Source organism: Citrobacter sp. CK199 (assembly GCF_030333285.1).
Classification (GTDB): domain Bacteria; phylum Pseudomonadota; class Gammaproteobacteria; order Enterobacterales; family Enterobacteriaceae; genus Citrobacter_B; species Citrobacter_B koseri.
Genome location: NZ_JAOWGF010000021.1, coordinates 414,331 through 430,476, shown reverse-complemented (window position 1 = coordinate 430,476; position 16,146 = coordinate 414,331). Strand labels below are relative to the sequence as shown.

Annotated in this window: 15 protein-coding genes and 1 other annotated feature; of the genes, 14 read left to right on the top strand and 1 reads right to left on the bottom strand. The window is 54.5% G+C overall.

The features are described 5' to 3' along the window. Positions 1-89: 89 nt before the first annotated feature. The 11 genes from dnaA (at position 90) to OGX75_RS03255 (ending at position 13,405) form a co-directional block, all read left to right on the top strand. Entirely contained in the window at positions 90-1,493 is a 1,404-nt protein-coding gene (gene dnaA / locus OGX75_RS03305; RefSeq protein WP_060815936.1) for a chromosomal replication initiator protein DnaA, read from the top strand. A gap of 4 nt (positions 1,494-1,497) precedes the next feature. After that, positions 1,498-2,598, top strand: coding sequence for a DNA polymerase III subunit beta (gene dnaN / locus OGX75_RS03300; RefSeq protein WP_012000806.1), 1,101 nt, complete (start codon positions 1,498-1,500; stop codon positions 2,596-2,598). Continuing rightward, on the top strand, positions 2,598-3,671 hold the full coding sequence (gene recF, locus OGX75_RS03295) for a DNA replication/repair protein RecF (protein WP_012000805.1): 1,074 nt from the start codon (positions 2,598-2,600) through the stop codon (positions 3,669-3,671). Before dnaN ends, recF begins: the two co-directional genes overlap by 1 nt. Positions 3,672-3,699: 28 nt before the next feature. Then, positions 3,700-6,114 carry a DNA topoisomerase (ATP-hydrolyzing) subunit B gene (gene gyrB / locus OGX75_RS03290; protein WP_012000804.1) on the top strand — a complete coding sequence of 805 codons (2,415 nt, stop codon included), beginning with the start codon at positions 3,700-3,702 and terminating at the stop codon, positions 6,112-6,114. A 211-nt stretch (positions 6,115-6,325) separates the two neighbouring features. Continuing rightward, positions 6,326-7,138: a sugar-phosphatase gene (gene yidA / locus OGX75_RS03285; RefSeq protein WP_012000803.1), complete on the top strand. Its 813-nt coding sequence runs from the start codon at positions 6,326-6,328 to the stop codon at positions 7,136-7,138. 265 nt (positions 7,139-7,403) lie between these two features. Next, entirely contained in the window at positions 7,404-8,093 is a 690-nt protein-coding gene (gene dgoR, locus OGX75_RS03280) for a D-galactonate utilization transcriptional regulator DgoR (protein WP_049008770.1), read from the top strand. After that, on the top strand, positions 8,090-8,965 hold the full coding sequence (locus OGX75_RS03275; protein ID WP_049008769.1) for a 2-dehydro-3-deoxygalactonokinase: 876 nt from the start codon (positions 8,090-8,092) through the stop codon (positions 8,963-8,965). The genes dgoR and OGX75_RS03275 overlap by 4 nt, the downstream gene beginning before the upstream one ends. Continuing rightward, entirely contained in the window at positions 8,949-9,566 is a 618-nt protein-coding gene (locus OGX75_RS03270; RefSeq protein ID WP_286451048.1) for a 2-dehydro-3-deoxy-6-phosphogalactonate aldolase, read from the top strand. The genes OGX75_RS03275 and OGX75_RS03270 overlap by 17 nt, the downstream gene beginning before the upstream one ends. After that, positions 9,563-10,711 (top strand): galactonate dehydratase, encoded by a 1,149-nt coding sequence (dgoD, locus tag OGX75_RS03265; protein ID WP_049008765.1) that lies wholly within the window; start codon positions 9,563-9,565, stop codon positions 10,709-10,711. The genes OGX75_RS03270 and dgoD overlap by 4 nt, the downstream gene beginning before the upstream one ends. Positions 10,712-10,789: 78 nt before the next feature. After that, the gene (locus tag OGX75_RS03260; RefSeq protein ID WP_075203724.1) at positions 10,790-12,127 is read left to right on the top strand and encodes an MFS transporter; all 1,338 of its coding nucleotides are present in this window, start codon (positions 10,790-10,792) and stop codon (positions 12,125-12,127) included. A gap of 51 nt (positions 12,128-12,178) precedes the next feature. Next, positions 12,179-13,405 carry a YidR family protein gene (locus tag OGX75_RS03255; protein WP_286451047.1) on the top strand — a complete coding sequence of 409 codons (1,227 nt, stop codon included), beginning with the start codon at positions 12,179-12,181 and terminating at the stop codon, positions 13,403-13,405. 1 nt (position 13,406) lies between these two features. On the opposite strand, the gene OGX75_RS03250 is transcribed toward OGX75_RS03255, so the two are convergent. Further along, positions 13,407-13,739, bottom strand: coding sequence for a YceK/YidQ family lipoprotein (locus tag OGX75_RS03250; RefSeq protein WP_012000796.1), 333 nt, complete (start codon positions 13,737-13,739; stop codon positions 13,407-13,409). A gap of 240 nt (positions 13,740-13,979) precedes the next feature. Further along, positions 13,980-14,052, top strand: a sequence feature (ROSE (Repression Of Heat Shock gene Expression) occurs in the 5'-region of heat shock genes and acts as an RNA thermometer to modulate expression.). On the opposite strand from OGX75_RS03250, the gene ibpA reads away from it, so the two are divergent. The 3 genes from ibpA to dinD all read left to right on the top strand — a co-directional run bounded on the left by ibpA (position 14,046) and on the right by dinD (position 16,114). Further along, positions 14,046-14,459, top strand: a complete 414-nt coding sequence (gene ibpA / locus OGX75_RS03245) for a small heat shock chaperone IbpA (protein WP_006687722.1) — start codon at positions 14,046-14,048, stop codon at positions 14,457-14,459. (Overlaps the previous feature by 7 nt.) A gap of 240 nt (positions 14,460-14,699) precedes the next feature. Then, positions 14,700-15,128 carry a small heat shock chaperone IbpB gene (gene ibpB, locus OGX75_RS03240; protein ID WP_047460126.1) on the top strand — a complete coding sequence of 143 codons (429 nt, stop codon included), beginning with the start codon at positions 14,700-14,702 and terminating at the stop codon, positions 15,126-15,128. A gap of 170 nt (positions 15,129-15,298) precedes the next feature. Continuing rightward, entirely contained in the window at positions 15,299-16,114 is an 816-nt protein-coding gene (gene dinD, locus OGX75_RS03235; RefSeq protein WP_134768917.1) for a DNA damage-inducible protein D, read from the top strand. The last annotated feature ends 32 nt before the right edge of the window (positions 16,115-16,146 follow it).

Below are 16,146 nucleotides of genomic sequence, written 5' to 3'. Positions count from 1 at the left end.
TTATGCACAGGGTCTTTTCGACGTGCGTCAACAATCATGAATGTTTCAGCCTTTGTCATTTATCGACTTTTGTTCGAGTGGAGTCCGCCGTGTCACTTTCGCTTTGGCAGCAGTGTCTTGCCCGATTGCAGGATGAGTTACCAGCCACAGAATTCAGTATGTGGATACGCCCGTTGCAGGCGGAACTGAGCGATAACACGCTGGCTTTGTATGCGCCAAACCGTTTTGTGCTCGATTGGGTAAGAGACAAGTACCTCAATAATATCAATGGACTGCTGAATAATTTCTGCGGAGCGGATGCCCCACAACTGCGTTTTGAGGTCGGGACGAAACCCGTCACTCAAACGCTCAAAACGCCGGTCAACAATGTTGTTGCGCCTGCGCAGGTCGCTCAGGCGCAGCCACAGCGTGCGGCGCCAGCCGCGGCGCGCCCGGGCTGGGATAACGTGCCGGCTCCGGCAGAACCGACCTACCGCTCTAACGTCAACGTGAAACACACGTTTGATAACTTCGTCGAAGGTAAATCCAACCAACTGGCGCGCGCGGCGGCGCGTCAGGTGGCGGACAACCCAGGCGGCGCCTACAATCCCTTGTTCCTCTACGGCGGCACCGGTCTGGGTAAAACTCACCTGCTGCATGCGGTGGGCAACGGTATTATGGCGCGCAAACCGAATGCGAAAGTGGTGTATATGCACTCCGAGCGCTTTGTGCAGGACATGGTTAAAGCCTTGCAAAACAACGCGATCGAAGAGTTTAAACGCTACTACCGTTCCGTTGACGCACTGCTTATCGATGACATTCAATTCTTCGCCAATAAAGAACGATCCCAGGAAGAGTTTTTCCACACCTTTAACGCCCTGTTAGAAGGTAATCAGCAGATCATTTTGACGTCGGATCGTTATCCAAAAGAGATCAACGGCGTTGAAGATCGTCTGAAATCCCGCTTCGGCTGGGGGTTGACGGTGGCGATCGAACCGCCTGAGCTGGAAACCCGCGTGGCGATCCTGATGAAAAAAGCGGACGAAAATGATATTCGTTTGCCTGGTGAGGTGGCGTTCTTTATTGCCAAGCGACTACGCTCTAACGTGCGTGAGCTGGAAGGGGCGCTGAACCGCGTGATCGCTAACGCTAACTTTACCGGACGCGCTATTACTATCGACTTTGTGCGTGAAGCGCTGCGCGATCTGCTGGCGTTGCAGGAAAAGCTGGTCACCATCGACAATATCCAGAAGACGGTGGCGGAGTATTACAAAATTAAAATCGCGGATCTGCTTTCCAAGCGTCGATCTCGCTCGGTAGCGCGCCCGCGTCAGATGGCTATGGCGCTGGCAAAAGAGCTCACCAACCACAGTCTGCCGGAAATTGGCGACGCGTTTGGTGGACGTGACCACACTACCGTACTTCATGCCTGCCGTAAGATTGAGCAGTTGCGTGAAGAAAGCCATGATATTAAAGAAGATTTCTCAAACTTAATCAGAACATTATCTTCGTGACGCTATGAAATTTACCGTTGAACGTGAACATTTATTAAAACCGCTTCAGCAGGTCAGTGGCCCGCTGGGCGGTCGTCCTACACTGCCCATTCTCGGTAACCTGCTGTTGCAGGTGGCTGACGGTACGCTGTCGCTGACGGGCACCGATCTTGAAATGGAAATGGTGGCGCGCGTTGCGTTGATTCAGCCTCATGAACCAGGCGCAACTACCGTCCCGGCGCGGAAATTCTTTGATATCTGCCGTGGCTTGCCGGAAGGGGCTGAAATTGCCGTCCAGCTGGAAGGCGATCGGATGCTGGTGCGCTCCGGGCGTAGCCGTTTCTCGCTTTCCACGCTGCCTGCCGCCGATTTCCCTAATCTGGATGACTGGCAGAGCGAAGTCGAATTCACTCTGCCGCAGGCAACGATGAAGCGCCTGATTGAAGCCACCCAGTTCTCAATGGCGCATCAGGACGTTCGTTACTACTTAAACGGCATGCTGTTTGAGACTGAAGGTGAAGAGTTGCGTACCGTCGCGACCGACGGTCACCGTCTGGCGGTCTGCTCTATGCCGGTCGGGCAATCTCTGCCTAACCATTCGGTGATTGTGCCGCGTAAAGGCGTGATTGAGCTGATGCGTATGCTCGACGGCGGCGAAACCCCGCTGCGCGTACAGATCGGCAGTAACAACATCCGTGCCCACGTCGGTGATTTTATCTTTACGTCCAAGCTGGTTGATGGTCGTTTCCCGGATTATCGCCGCGTATTGCCGAAGAACCCGGACAAAACGCTGGAAGCGGGTTGCGATATTCTCAAGCAGGCGTTTGCCCGCGCGGCGATTCTCTCCAACGAGAAATTCCGTGGCGTACGCCTGTATGTGAGCGAAAACCAACTCAAAATCACCGCCAACAACCCGGAACAGGAAGAAGCGGAAGAAATTCTGGACGTCACCTACGGCGGTACTGAGATGGAGATCGGCTTTAACGTCAGCTACGTGCTCGATGTGCTGAACGCGCTGAAATGTGAAACCGTGCGTATTCTGCTGACAGACTCCGTTTCCAGCGTACAGATTGAAGATGCGGCGTCTCAAAGTGCTGCGTATGTTGTGATGCCAATGAGACTGTAATGTCGCTCACCCGCCTGTTGATCCGCGACTTTCGCAATATTGAAAATGCGGATCTCGCTTTATCCCCCGGCTTTAACTTCCTGGTTGGCGCAAACGGTAGCGGCAAAACCAGCGTGCTGGAGGCTATCTATACGCTCGGCCACGGCCGGGCGTTTCGCAGTTTGCAGATTGGCCGCGTCATTCGTCACGAGCAGGAGTCGTTTGTCCTCCACGGACGTTTGCAAGGGGAAGAGCGCGAAACCGCCATCGGCCTGACGAAAGACAAGCTGGGCGACAGCAAAGTGCGCATCGACGGCACCGACGGCCACAAAGTGGCGGAGCTGGCGCACCTGATGCCGATGCAGTTGATTACCCCTGAGGGGTTTACTTTACTCAACGGCGGCCCCAAATACAGAAGAGCGTTCCTTGACTGGGGATGCTTTCACAACGAAGTCGGTTTTTTTACCGCCTGGAGCAACCTGAAGCGGTTGCTCAAGCAGCGCAACGCGGCGCTGCGCCAGGTAAGCCGTTATGAACAATTGCGTCCGTGGGATAAGGAGTTGATTCCTCTCGCGGAACAAATCAGTACCTGGCGTGCTGAGTACAGTGCTGGTATTGCGCAGGATATGGCGGATACCTGCCAGCAATTTCTACCGGAGTTCTCCCTCACCTTCTCTTTTCAGCGCGGTTGGGAAAAAGAGACGGATTATGCCGAGGTGCTGGAGCGGAGCTTCGAACGCGATCGCATGTTGACCTACACTGCGCATGGCCCGCACAAAGCGGATTTCCGCATTCGTGCTGACGGTGCGCCGGTGGAAGATACCTTATCGCGTGGGCAGCTTAAACTGCTGATGTGCGCTTTACGACTGGCGCAAGGGGAGTTCCTCACCCGTGAAAGCGGGCGGCGGTGTCTCTACCTGATAGATGATTTTGCCTCTGAACTTGATGATGCGCGTCGCGGGCTGCTGGCCAGCCGCTTGAAAGCGACGCAATCACAGGTCTTTGTCAGCGCAATCAGCGCTGAACACGTTCTGGACATGTCGGACAAAAATTCGAAGATGTTCACCGTGGAAAAGGGTAAAATAACGGATTAACCCAAGATAAATTGAGCGAGAAACGTTGATGTCGAATTCTTATGACTCCTCCAGTATCAAAGTCCTGAAAGGGCTGGATGCGGTGCGTAAGCGCCCGGGTATGTATATCGGCGACACGGATGACGGCACCGGTCTGCACCACATGGTATTCGAGGTGGTAGATAACGCTATCGACGAAGCGCTCGCGGGTCACTGTAAAGACATTATCGTCACCATTCATGCCGATAACTCCGTATCCGTGCAGGATGACGGGCGTGGCATCCCGACCGGTATTCACCCGGAAGAGGGCGTTTCTGCTGCGGAAGTGATCATGACCGTGCTGCACGCGGGCGGTAAATTTGACGATAACTCCTATAAAGTGTCCGGCGGTCTGCACGGCGTGGGTGTTTCCGTGGTTAACGCCCTGTCCCAGAAACTGGAACTGGTTATCCAGCGCGATAACAAAATCCACCGTCAGATCTATGAGCATGGCGTACCGCAGGCGCCGCTGGCGGTGACTGGCGAAACTGATAAAACCGGTACGATGGTGCGTTTCTGGCCGAGCCTGGAAACCTTCACCAACGTCACCGAATTTGAATACGAAATTCTGGCTAAGCGTCTGCGTGAGCTGTCCTTCCTGAACTCCGGCGTTTCTATTCGTCTGAAAGACAAGCGCGACGGCAAAGAAGACCATTTCCACTACGAAGGCGGCATCAAAGCGTTTGTTGAGTACCTCAACAAGAACAAAACGCCGATCCACCCGAATATCTTCTACTTCTCCACCGAAAAAGACGGTATCGGCGTGGAAGTGGCATTGCAGTGGAACGATGGTTTCCAGGAAAACATCTACTGCTTTACCAACAACATTCCGCAGCGTGACGGCGGTACGCACCTTGCAGGCTTCCGTGCGGCGATGACCCGTACCCTGAACGCCTATATGGATAAAGAAGGCTACAGCAAGAAAGCCAAAGTCAGCGCCACCGGCGACGATGCGCGTGAAGGCCTGATTGCCGTGGTTTCCGTGAAGGTGCCGGACCCGAAATTCTCCTCCCAGACTAAAGATAAACTGGTCTCTTCCGAGGTGAAATCGGCGGTGGAACAGCAGATGAACGAGCTGCTGAGCGAATACCTGCTGGAAAACCCGTCCGACGCTAAAATTGTGGTCGGCAAAATTATCGATGCGGCGCGTGCGCGTGAAGCCGCGCGTCGTGCGCGTGAAATGACGCGTCGTAAAGGCGCGCTGGATCTGGCGGGTCTGCCGGGTAAACTGGCGGATTGTCAGGAACGCGACCCGGCGCTGTCTGAACTGTACCTTGTGGAAGGGGACTCCGCGGGCGGCTCTGCTAAACAGGGTCGTAACCGCAAGAACCAGGCGATTCTGCCGCTGAAGGGTAAAATCCTCAACGTGGAGAAAGCGCGCTTCGACAAGATGCTCTCTTCCCAGGAAGTGGCGACGCTGATCACCGCGCTGGGCTGCGGCATCGGTCGTGACGAGTACAACCCGGATAAACTGCGCTATCACAGCATCATCATCATGACCGATGCGGATGTCGACGGCTCGCACATCCGTACGCTGCTGTTGACCTTCTTCTATCGTCAGATGCCGGAAATCGTCGAGCGTGGTCACGTCTACATTGCGCAGCCGCCGCTGTACAAAGTGAAGAAAGGCAAGCAGGAACAGTACATTAAAGACGATGAGGCGATGGATCAGTACCAGATCTCCATCGCTCTGGATGGCGCAACGCTGCACACCAATGCCAGCGCACCGGCACTGGCGGGCGAAGCGTTAGAAAAACTGGTTTCTGATTACAACGCGACGCAGAAAATGATTGGCCGTATGGAGCGTCGCTTCCCGAAAGCGCTGCTGAAAGAGCTGGTTTATCAGCCGACGCTGACGGAAGCCGATCTTAGCAACGAACAGGCTGTCACCCGTTGGGTGAACGCGCTGATTACCGAGCTGAACGAGAAAGAGCAGCACGGCAGCCAGTGGAAGTTTGACGTTCGCGAGAACGCCGAACAGCAGCAGTTCGAACCGATTGTTCGCGTGCGTACCCACGGCGTGGATACCGACTATCCGCTGGATCACGAGTTTGTTACCGGCGGCGAATACCGTCGCATCTGCACGCTCGGCGAGAAGCTGCGCGGTCTGATCGAAGACGATGCGTTCATTGAACGCGGCGAGCGCCGTCAGCCGGTTGCGAGCTTCGAGCAGGCGCTGGAGTGGCTGGTGAAAGAGTCCCGTCGTGGCCTGGCGATTCAGCGCTATAAAGGTCTGGGCGAGATGAACCCGGATCAGCTGTGGGAAACCACGATGGACCCGGAAAGCCGTCGTATGCTGCGCGTCACCGTGAAAGATGCGATTGCCGCCGACCAGCTGTTCACTACGCTGATGGGCGATGCCGTTGAACCGCGTCGCGCCTTTATCGAAGAGAACGCCCTGAAAGCGGCAAACATCGATATCTAATCAGCTTGTAGGCCTCTCCTGTAGGCCTGATAAGCGAAGCGCCATCAGGCAGTTCGTCAGCCTTTGCCGGATGGCGGCTTAGGCCTTATCCGGCCTACAACCGATCTGCAAAAGGGGAATCCCGGTTCCCCTTTCCATCCCCCTTTTCGTTGCTGTTTTTTGAGCGGAATCGCGTTAGCATGAGGACGGACTCATTTAATCCGGGGAACTCATGGCTATCAAACTCATTGCTATCGATATGGATGGCACCCTTTTGCTGCCCGATCACACCATTTCACCTGCGGTAAAAACGGCGATTGCCGCCGCGCGCGCCCGTGGCGTTAACGTGGTGCTAACCACTGGCCGTCCGTATGCGGGTGTCCATAGCTATCTGAAAGAGCTTCACATGGAACAACCCGGCGACTACTGCATCACCTACAATGGCGCGCTGGTGCAGAAAGCGGGCGATGGCAGTACCGTTGCGCAAACGGCGCTGAGCTATGACGATTACCGTTTTCTGGAGAAGTTGTCCCGCGAAGTCGGCTCACACTTCCACGCGCTGGATCGCAACACGCTGTACACCGCAAACCGTGATATCAGCTACTACACCGTACATGAATCCTATGTCGCCACCATTCCGCTGGTGTTCTGTGAAGCGGAGAAAATGGACCCGGCAACGCAGTTCCTGAAAGTGATGATGATTGATGAACCCGTCATCCTTGATCAGGCCATTGCGCGTATTCCGGCGGAAGTAAAAGAGAAATATACCGTGTTAAAAAGTGCGCCGTACTTCCTCGAAATCCTGGATAAACGCGTCAATAAAGGCACTGGCGTGAAGTCGCTGGCTGATGCGCTGGGGATCAAGCCGGAAGAAATCATGGCGATTGGCGATCAGGAAAACGACATCGCGATGATCGAATATGCAGGCATGGGTGTGGCGATGGACAACGCGATTCCGTCGGTGAAAGAGGTGGCCAATTTTGTCACCAAATCCAACCTGGAAGACGGCGTGGCATACGCAATTGAGAAATTTGTGCTGAATTAAGTGGCTGGCCTGGATTAATCCGGCAAAACAGACGTTCCGTAACCCGCCTCTGCTGCGGGTTTTTTTACGCCCTCATTTTCCCTTCATAACATTCCCATTACTGATTGTTGTTTTTGTGATCTAAATTGTAGTACAACACATTTGTGTTGTACTACATTATCAACACAGCAACGATGAATGACATCACGTTAGTACTACAAAGTTGAGGCGAATTTCAGCGGTAACGGTAAAGTAGAGCGGTACATACAGAGCACAAGGACTCTCCATGACCCTCAATAAAACCGATCGTATCGTCATCACGCTGGGAAAACAGATTGTCAGCGGCAAGTACGTACCGGGTTCGGCACTGCCTGCGGAAGCGGATCTGTGTGAGGAGTTTGAAACCTCGCGCAACATCATTCGCGAAGTGTTCCGTTCGCTGATGGCGAAGCGGCTCATTGAAATGAAGCGTTATCGCGGAGCGTTTGTCGCACCACGAAACCAGTGGAACTACCTCGATACCGACGTGCTGCAATGGGTGCTGGAAAACGATTATGACCCGCGGCTGATCAGCGCAATGAGTGAAGTCCGTAACCTGGTGGAACCGGCTATTGCGCGCTGGGCGGCGGAACGCGCGACGTCGAGCGATCTGGCCGAAATTGAGTCGGCGCTCAATGACATGATCGCCAACAACCAGAACCGGGATGCCTTCAACGAAGCGGATATTCGCTATCACGAGGCGGTATTGCAGTCGGTACATAACCCGGTTTTACAACAGCTTAGCGTGGCGATCAGTTCGCTACAGCGAGCGGTGTTTGAACGAACCTGGATGGGTGATGAGGCCAACATGCCAAAAACGCTCCAGGAACATAAGGCGCTATTCGATGCGATACGGCATCAGGATGGCGATGCGGCAGAGCAGGCGGCCTTAACGATGATCGCCAGCTCGACACGAAGGCTCAAGGAAATCACATGACAGCTCGCTACATCGCAATTGACTGGGGATCGACCAATTTGCGCGCCTGGCTTTACCAGGGCGACAAATGCCTGGAGAGCAGGCAATCAGAAGCAGGCGTAACGCGTCTGAAGGGTAAATCTCCTGAAGCGGTGTTAGCAGAAGTGACGCAAAACTGGCGCGACAGCGCCACTCCCGTGGTTATGGCGGGAATGGTCGGCAGTAATGTGGGCTGGAAAATCGCCCCCTATCTGCCGGTTCCTGCCCATTTCTCTGCCATAGGCGAGCAGTTAACCTCCGTTGGCGACAAGATCTGGATTATTCCCGGACTCTGTGTCTCACGCGACGATAACCACAATGTGATGCGCGGCGAAGAGACACAGTTGCTTGGCGCCCGCACGCTTTCTCCTTCTTCTGTCTATGTGATGCCCGGTACGCACTGTAAATGGGTACGGGCTGATAACGCGCAAATTCACGATTTTCGCACCGTGATGACGGGTGAATTACACCATCTGTTGCTGCGTTATTCACTGGTGGGCGCAGGGTTGCCTGAACAGGAAACCTCGCCTGTCGCCTTTACTGCCGGGCTGGAGCGTGGTCTCGCTACCCCCGCCATCCTGCCGCAACTTTTTGAGGTTCGCGCCTCGCACGTCCTGGGAACACTCCCGCGCGCGCAGGTGAGCGAATTTTTATCCGGTCTGTTGATTGGCGCTGAAGTCGCCACCCTTAGCGAAAGCTTTGACGCCCGGCAGATCACCATTGTTGCCGGAGACGCGCTGGCGGAACGCTACCAGCAGGCGTTCAGCGCCATTGGCCGTCATGCAACCGTCGTTTCCGGTGAGAAGGCATTTCAGGCAGGAATAAGGAGCATCGCTCATGCAGTGGCAAACTGATCTTCCGCTTATTGCGATATTACGTGGCGTGACGCCCGATGAAGCGCTGGCGCATGTTGGCGCGGTCATCGAGGCTGGCTTTGATGCGGTGGAAATCCCGCTTAACTCCCCGCAGTGGGAAAAAAGTATCCCGGCGATAGTGGATGCGTATGGCGATAAGGCGTTGATCGGCGCGGGCACCGTACTTCAGCCCGATCAGGTAGACCTGTTAGCGAAAATGGGCTGCAAGCTGATCGTCACGCCAAATATTCAGCCCGAGGTGATTCGTCGCGCGGTGAGTTATGGCATGACCGTATGCCCTGGATGCGCGACCGCCAGCGAGGCCTTTACCGCGCTGGATGCGGGTGCGCAGGCGCTGAAAATATTCCCCTCATCGGCATTTGGCCCGGACTACATCAAAGCGCTGAAAGCGGTGCTTCCGGCTGATGTCCCGATGTTTGCCGTGGGGGGCGTGACGCCGGAAAACCTGGCGCAATGGATTAACGCGGGTTGCGCAGGCGCCGGGCTGGGCAGCGATCTCTATCGCGCCGGGCAGTCCGTTGAGCGTACCGCGCAGCAGGCGACGGCATTTGTTAAAGCGTATCGAGAGGCAGTGAAATGAAAATAACCAAAATCACCACGTACCGTTTACCCCCGCGCTGGATGTTCCTGAAAATCGAAACGGATGAAGGCGTGGTTGGCTGGGGCGAACCGGTTATAGAAGGGCGCGCGCGTACCGTCGAAGCGGCGGTTCATGAGTTTGGCGACTATCTGATCGGTCAGGACCCGGCGCGTATCAACGATCTGTGGCAGGTGATGTACCGCGCCGGTTTTTATCGCGGCGGCCCAATAATGATGAGCGCCATCGCCGGTATCGACCAGGCGCTGTGGGATATCAAAGGCAAAGTGCTGAACGCGCCGGTATGGCAACTGATGGGCGGTTTGGTTCGCGACAAAATTAAAGCCTACAGCTGGGTGGGCGGCGACCGTCCGGCGGAAGTGATCGACGGCATCAGGAAACTGCGCGCTATTGGCTTCGACACCTTCAAACTGAACGGTTGTGAAGAGATGGGCGTGATTGATAATTCACGCGCGGTGGATGCGGCAGTCAATACCGTAGCGCAAATCCGTGAGGCTTTTGGTAACGAAATTGAATTTGGTCTCGACTTCCACGGTCGTGTCAGCGCCCCGATGGCGAAGGTTTTAATTAAAGAGCTGGAACAATATCGTCCGCTGTTTATTGAGGAGCCGGTGCTGGCGGAGCAGGCGGAATATTATCCGAAGCTGGCGGCGCAGACGCATATTCCGATTGCCGCAGGCGAGCGCATGTTCTCACGCTTTGAGTTTAAACGCGTGCTGGAAGCGGGCGGGCTGGCGATTCTGCAACCGGATCTGTCGCACGCTGGCGGTATCACCGAATGCTACAAAATCGCCGGGATGGCGGAAGCCTACGACGTGGCGCTGGCGCCGCACTGTCCGCTGGGGCCGATTGCGCTGGCAGCCTGTCTGCATATCGACTTCGTATCGCGCAATGCGGTATTCCAGGAGCAGAGCATGGGCATTCACTACAACAAAGGCGCGGAGCTGCTCGACTTCGTGAAAAACAAGGACGATTTCAGTATGGAAGGCGGCTTCTTTAAACCGTTAACTAAACCGGGTCTTGGCGTGGACATTGACGAAGCTAAAGTCATTGAACTGAGTAAAAACGCGCCGGACTGGCGCAACCCGTTGTGGCGTCATGAAGATGGCAGCGTAGCGGAATGGTAATCGCCATCCCGTAGACCCGGTAAGCCACCGGGCAAAAACCTTACATACAAAAATATAACCCTCTGTAAATTACAGGGCATGGTGAGCGGTCTCGCTATGCCCAAAATCTGGAGACAGATTGCGATGGATATTTCAGTTACAGCTGCAAAACCAGGGCGTCGTCGTTATCTGACGCTGATTATGATCTTTATTACCGTGGTTATTTGTTATGTTGACCGCGCGAACCTCGCCGTGGCGTCGGCGCATATTCAGGAAGAATTCGGCATCACCAAAGCGGAAATGGGCTACGTCTTTTCGGCTTTTGCGTGGCTTTATACGCTATGCCAGATTCCTGGCGGCTGGTTCCTTGACCGTGTGGGATCGCGACTGACCTACTTTATCGCTATTTTGGGCTGGTCTGTTGCAACGCTATTTCAGGGGTTCGCCACCGGATTAATGTCGCTGATTGGTCTTCGCGCCATCACCGGGATTTTTGAGGCGCCCGCATTTCCGACCAATAACCGGATGGTTACCAGCTGGTTCCCGGAGCATGAGCGCGCCTCCGCTGTCGGTTTCTACACCTCCGGGCAGTTTGTCGGCCTGGCGTTTCTGACGCCGCTGCTGATTTGGATTCAGGAGATGCTGAGCTGGCACTGGGTGTTCATCGTTACCGGGGGAATCGGGATTATCTGGTCGCTAATCTGGTTCAAGGTTTATCAGCCGCCGCGCCTGACCAAAAGCATCAGCCAGGCTGAGCTGGACTATATTCGCGATGGCGGCGGTCTGGTGGACGGCGATGCGCCAGTCAAAAAAGAGGCGCGTCAGCCACTGACCAAAGCTGACTGGAAACTGGTGTTTCACCGCAAACTTGTCGGGGTCTACCTGGGGCAATTTGCGGTTACTTCTACGCTGTGGTTCTTCCTGACCTGGTTCCCGAACTATTTAACCCAGGAGAAAGGGATCACCGCCCTGAAGGCGGGTTTTATGACGACCGTACCGTTCCTTGCCGCTTTCTTTGGGGTGCTGCTCTCCGGCTGGCTGGCGGATAAGCTGGTGAAAAAAGGGTTCTCGTTGGGTGTTGCGCGTAAAACGCCTATTATCTGCGGGCTGCTGATTTCTACCTGCATCATGGGGGCGAACTACACTAACGATCCCGTATGGATTATGACTCTGATGGCGCTGGCGTTCTTCGGCAATGGTTTTGCGTCTATCACCTGGTCACTGGTCTCTTCACTCGCACCGATGCGTCTGATTGGCCTGACCGGCGGCGTGTTTAACTTTGTTGGCGGGCTAGGCGGCATCACCGTGCCGCTGGTGATTGGCTACCTTGCGCAGGATTACGGCTTTGGCCCGGCGCTGGTCTATATCTCCGCTGTTGCTCTGATTGGCGCGCTCTCTTATATCCTGCTGGTCGGCGACGTTAAACGGGTAGGCTAATTTCTTCCAATGCTATACCCTGATGCGAAAACCGCGCATCAGGGTATCTCCATGAAACAAATCACTTTCGCTTCGCGTCATCATCAGCTTACGAATACCAACACCTGGACGGCGGACAGCCAGTGGCTGGTTTTTGATGTGCGTCCGTCAGGTGCCTCGTTTACCGGTGAGACGATTGAGCGCGTCAACGTACGGACTGGCGAGGTTGAGGTCATTTATCGCGCTACGCAGGGCGCGCACGTTGGCGTGGTGACCGTTCATCCACAAGACGATCGCTATGTGTTCATTCATGGCCCGGAGAACCCGGACGAGACGTGGCATTATGATTTCCACCATCGTCGCGGCGTGATAGCGGCGCAAAACCGCGTGACGAATCTGGATGCAATGGACATCACCGTGCCGTATACGCCCGGCGCGCTGCGCGGCGGCAGCCATGTGCATGTGTTCAGTCCGAACGGCGAGCGTGTCAGCTTCACCTATAACGACCATGTACTGCGTGAGCGCGATCCGGCGCTGGACTTGCGCAACGTCGGCGTTGCGGTGCCGTATGGCCCGGTTACGGTGGCGGTTCAGCATCCTCGGGAGTACAGCGGCAGCCACTGGTGCGTGTTAGTGAGCCAGACCACGCCGGCGCCACGGCCGGGCAGCGATGACATTAACCGCGCCTACGAAGAGGGTTGGGTGGGCGATCATGCGCTGGCGTTTATTGGCGATACCTTGTCGGCGAAGGGTGAAAAAGTGCCGGAGCTGTTTCTGGTGGCGTTGCCGCAGGATGAAAAAGGCTGGAAACAGGCAGGCGATATGCCGCTGACCGGAACAGAATCAATGCTGCCAGCGCCGCCTGCGGGCGTTGTTCAGCGCCGTCTGACCTTTACGCACGGTCGCGCTTTCCCTGGGCTGGTAAACGTTCCGCGCCATTGGGTGCGGAGTAACCCGCAAGCCACGGACATTGCGTTTTTGATGCGCGATGATCGCGGTATTGTCCAGCTCTGGCTGATCCCGGCGCAGGGGGGAGAGCCGCGCCAGCTTACGCATAACGCGACCGATATTCAGTCAGCGTTCAACTGGCACCCGTCAGGCCGGTGGTTGGGGTTTGTGCTGGAAAACCGCATTGCCTGCTGCGACGCGCAGAGCGGAGCAATCGCCTTTTTAACGGCGAGTCATGACAGCCCGCCTTCCGCGGACGCCGTTGTTTTTTCGCCGGATGGGGCGTTAATCGCGTGGATGGAAGAGGTTGACGGTTTCCGCCAGCTTTGGGTGACGGAAACCGAACGATAAATCAGTGAGCGGGCATTCTTGCTGGGGGAATAACGGCGTTGGTCATCTTTGTTTTCTCCTCGCTCTTTTCCACTCGCGACTTCACTGAGCTGTCTGTGCGGAAGAAGTCCCACGGCAAGAGTATCGTATCCATGACGGCGGTAAAGGGCATATCCAGGATTGCCAGCGATTTGGTGCCCCAGTTTGTATCACTGCTGCCGATCATTTCGGCGCTGGCGCGTGTGCCGGGGTAGGTCCCCTCTTTGCCGCCGGTATGTGACATTACGCTGGAGCAGCCACCCAGTAAAACCAATCCACTGCACATCATCAGCGTTAACAACACATTTTTTATCATGATTTATTCATCTGTTGATTATCGATGTTTGCATGATGAGTTATAGCGATCCGTCGCGAAAAATAACATCACCATCACGTCGCACTGTGGCGCTTATCGCACTTTAACAATGTGTGCTGTTCACCCAGTCTATGCGATAGACAACAAACTGCAAAAAAAGTCCCCTGCAAGCGCTTGAAAAGTTCATTTCCAGACCCATTTTTAGGGTGTAGGCAAATAAAGAGCACGCCTGATGGGTGTTCTGGCTACCTGACCTGTCCATGATGGAAGGTCCACTATTCTCGCTGATTTCAGGAGCTATTCATTATGCGTAACTTTGACTTATCCCCGCTGTACCGTTCTGCCATTGGTTTTGATCGTCTGTTTAACCTCTTAGAAAACAACCAGAGCCAGAGTAATGGCGGTTATCCTCCGTATAACGTCGAACTGGTGGATGAAAACCATTACCGCATTGCGATTGCCGTTGCAGGCTTTGCGGAAAGCGAACTGGAAATTACTGCTCAGGATAATCTGCTGGTGGTAAAAGGCGCTCATGCGGATGAGCAAAAAGAACGTACCTATCTCTACCAGGGCATCGCAGAGCGTAACTTTGAACGCAAATTCCAGTTAGCAGAGAACATTCATGTTCGCGGCGCTAACCTGGTGAACGGTCTGCTGTATATCGACCTGGAGCGCGTGATTCCAGAAGCGAACAAACCGCGCCGTATCGAAATTAACTGATTCAGTCAGGTCGCCGCCGGCGGCCTGTTATCCCCGTGCTCGCCGTCAGGGAGCATATGCGAATCTGAGGATTCGCTGGCAATAATATACCCTAAATAATTTGCGTCGCAGGAAGGCGGCAAGCAAGCAAATCCCCGGGAGCGTACAAAAGTACGTGACTGGGGTGAGCGAGCGCAGACAACGCATCTGCGGCGTGAAGTATGACGGGTATTACTCGCTTCTTAGAAGGAGATTATTATCATGCGTAATTACGATTTATCCCCACTGCTGCGTCAATGGATCGGTTTTGACAAACTGGCCAACGCCCTGCAAAACACCGGCGAAAGCCAGAGCTTCCCGCCCTATAACATTGAAAAAAGCGATGACAACCACTACCGCATTACCCTCGCGTTAGCCGGTTTCCGTCAGGAAGATCTGGATATTCAACTGGAAGGCACGCGCCTGACCGTAAAAGGCACGCCAGCGCAGCCGGAAAAAGAAACCAAATGGTTGCATCAGGGGCTGGTGACACAGCCATTCAGTCTGAGTTTTACTCTGGCAGAAAATATGGAGGTCAGCGGCGCGACCTTCACCAATGGGTTATTGCACATTGATTTAACCCGCAACGAGCCGGAAACCATCGCTCCGCAGCGTATCGCTATTAGCGAACGTCCCGCGTTAAATAGCTAATCCAGGACTACCTGTAGGCCGGATAAGGCGTAGCCGCCATCCGGCAAATCGCCCCGCCAGCAATGACGGGGCATTTTTGTGCGTGAAAGCACACTAAATCACGTTGTTGTAATAGATGTTTTACTGTAAGAATATCCAGTACAAAAGCTCTTTAACGAAGGAATGTTTTTATGAGTGAGCATCAACCATTTGAAGTAATGAAACAGCTTGATGATCAGGGTATTGAGTTTTGGTCAGCGCGCGCACTGGCTAAGGCTCTTGAATATTCAGAGTATCGACATTTTGTACCCGTGCTGAAAAAAGCTGTGGAATCATGCCGTACCAGCGGCCAGTTAGCCTGCGACCATTTCGAGGAGATCCTCGCTATGGTACGGATTGGTTCCGGTGCGTGTCGGGAACTGAAAGATATGAAGTTATCCCGCTACGCCTGCTATCTGGTCGTTCAGAATGGGGACCCTTCAAAACCCGTCATTGCGGCAGGGCAAACGTACTTTGCCATTCAAACCCGACGCCAGGAATTGGCCGATGATGCCGCTTTTAAGTCCTTGCGCGAAGATGAAAAGCGCCTGTTTTTACGCAATGAACTGAAAGAACATAATAAGCATCTGGTTGAAACTGCTCAGCAGGCTGGTGTCGAGACCACTTTTGACTTTGCTATCTTCCAGAACCATGGCTACAAGGGGCTGTATGGTGGTTTGGATCAGCGAGCCATCCATGAACGTAAGGGATTGAAGAAAAACCAAAAAATACTCGACCATATGGGCTCAACTGAACTGGCGGCGAACCTTTTTCGGGCGACTCAAACGGAAGAAAAGCTGCGTAGGGATTCTGTTAATACGAAGCAGCAGGCCAACCAAACGCATTACAATGTCGGGCGTAAAGTCCGCCAGACCATCGAGGATCTGGGGGGAACAATGCCTGAAGCGCTGCCTTTACCAGAAAAAAGCATTCAGCAACTTCAGATTTCTATTAAGAAAAAGACCTGAAACGCCCTTGCGACGGGCATCTCAGGGGCGTT

Bases quoted from the DNA above. Each gene is read 5' to 3' on its own strand.
- dinD (WP_134768917.1), top strand. From the start codon at position 15,299: ATGAGTGAGCATCAACCATTTGAAGTAATGAAACAGCTTGATGATCAG.
- yidA (WP_012000803.1), top strand. From the start codon at position 6,326: ATGGCTATCAAACTCATTGCTATCGATATGGATGGCACCCTTTTGCTG.
- gyrB (WP_012000804.1), top strand. From the start codon at position 3,700: ATGTCGAATTCTTATGACTCCTCCAGTATCAAAGTCCTGAAAGGGCTG.
- OGX75_RS03270 (WP_286451048.1), top strand. From the start codon at position 8,949: ATGCAGTGGCAAACTGATCTTCCGCTTATTGCGATATTACGTGGCGTG.
- dgoR (WP_049008770.1), top strand. From the start codon at position 7,404: ATGACCCTCAATAAAACCGATCGTATCGTCATCACGCTGGGAAAACAG.
- OGX75_RS03250 (WP_012000796.1), bottom strand. From the start codon at position 13,739: ATGATAAAAAATGTGTTGTTAACGCTGATGATGTGCAGTGGATTGGTT.
- dgoD (WP_049008765.1), top strand. From the start codon at position 9,563: ATGAAAATAACCAAAATCACCACGTACCGTTTACCCCCGCGCTGGATG.
- OGX75_RS03275 (WP_049008769.1), top strand. From the start codon at position 8,090: ATGACAGCTCGCTACATCGCAATTGACTGGGGATCGACCAATTTGCGC.
- ibpB (WP_047460126.1), top strand. From the start codon at position 14,700: ATGCGTAATTACGATTTATCCCCACTGCTGCGTCAATGGATCGGTTTT.
- dnaN (WP_012000806.1), top strand. From the start codon at position 1,498: ATGAAATTTACCGTTGAACGTGAACATTTATTAAAACCGCTTCAGCAG.
- recF (WP_012000805.1), top strand. From the start codon at position 2,598: ATGTCGCTCACCCGCCTGTTGATCCGCGACTTTCGCAATATTGAAAAT.
- OGX75_RS03260 (WP_075203724.1), top strand. From the start codon at position 10,790: ATGGTGAGCGGTCTCGCTATGCCCAAAATCTGGAGACAGATTGCGATG.
- OGX75_RS03255 (WP_286451047.1), top strand. From the start codon at position 12,179: ATGAAACAAATCACTTTCGCTTCGCGTCATCATCAGCTTACGAATACC.
- ibpA (WP_006687722.1), top strand. From the start codon at position 14,046: ATGCGTAACTTTGACTTATCCCCGCTGTACCGTTCTGCCATTGGTTTT.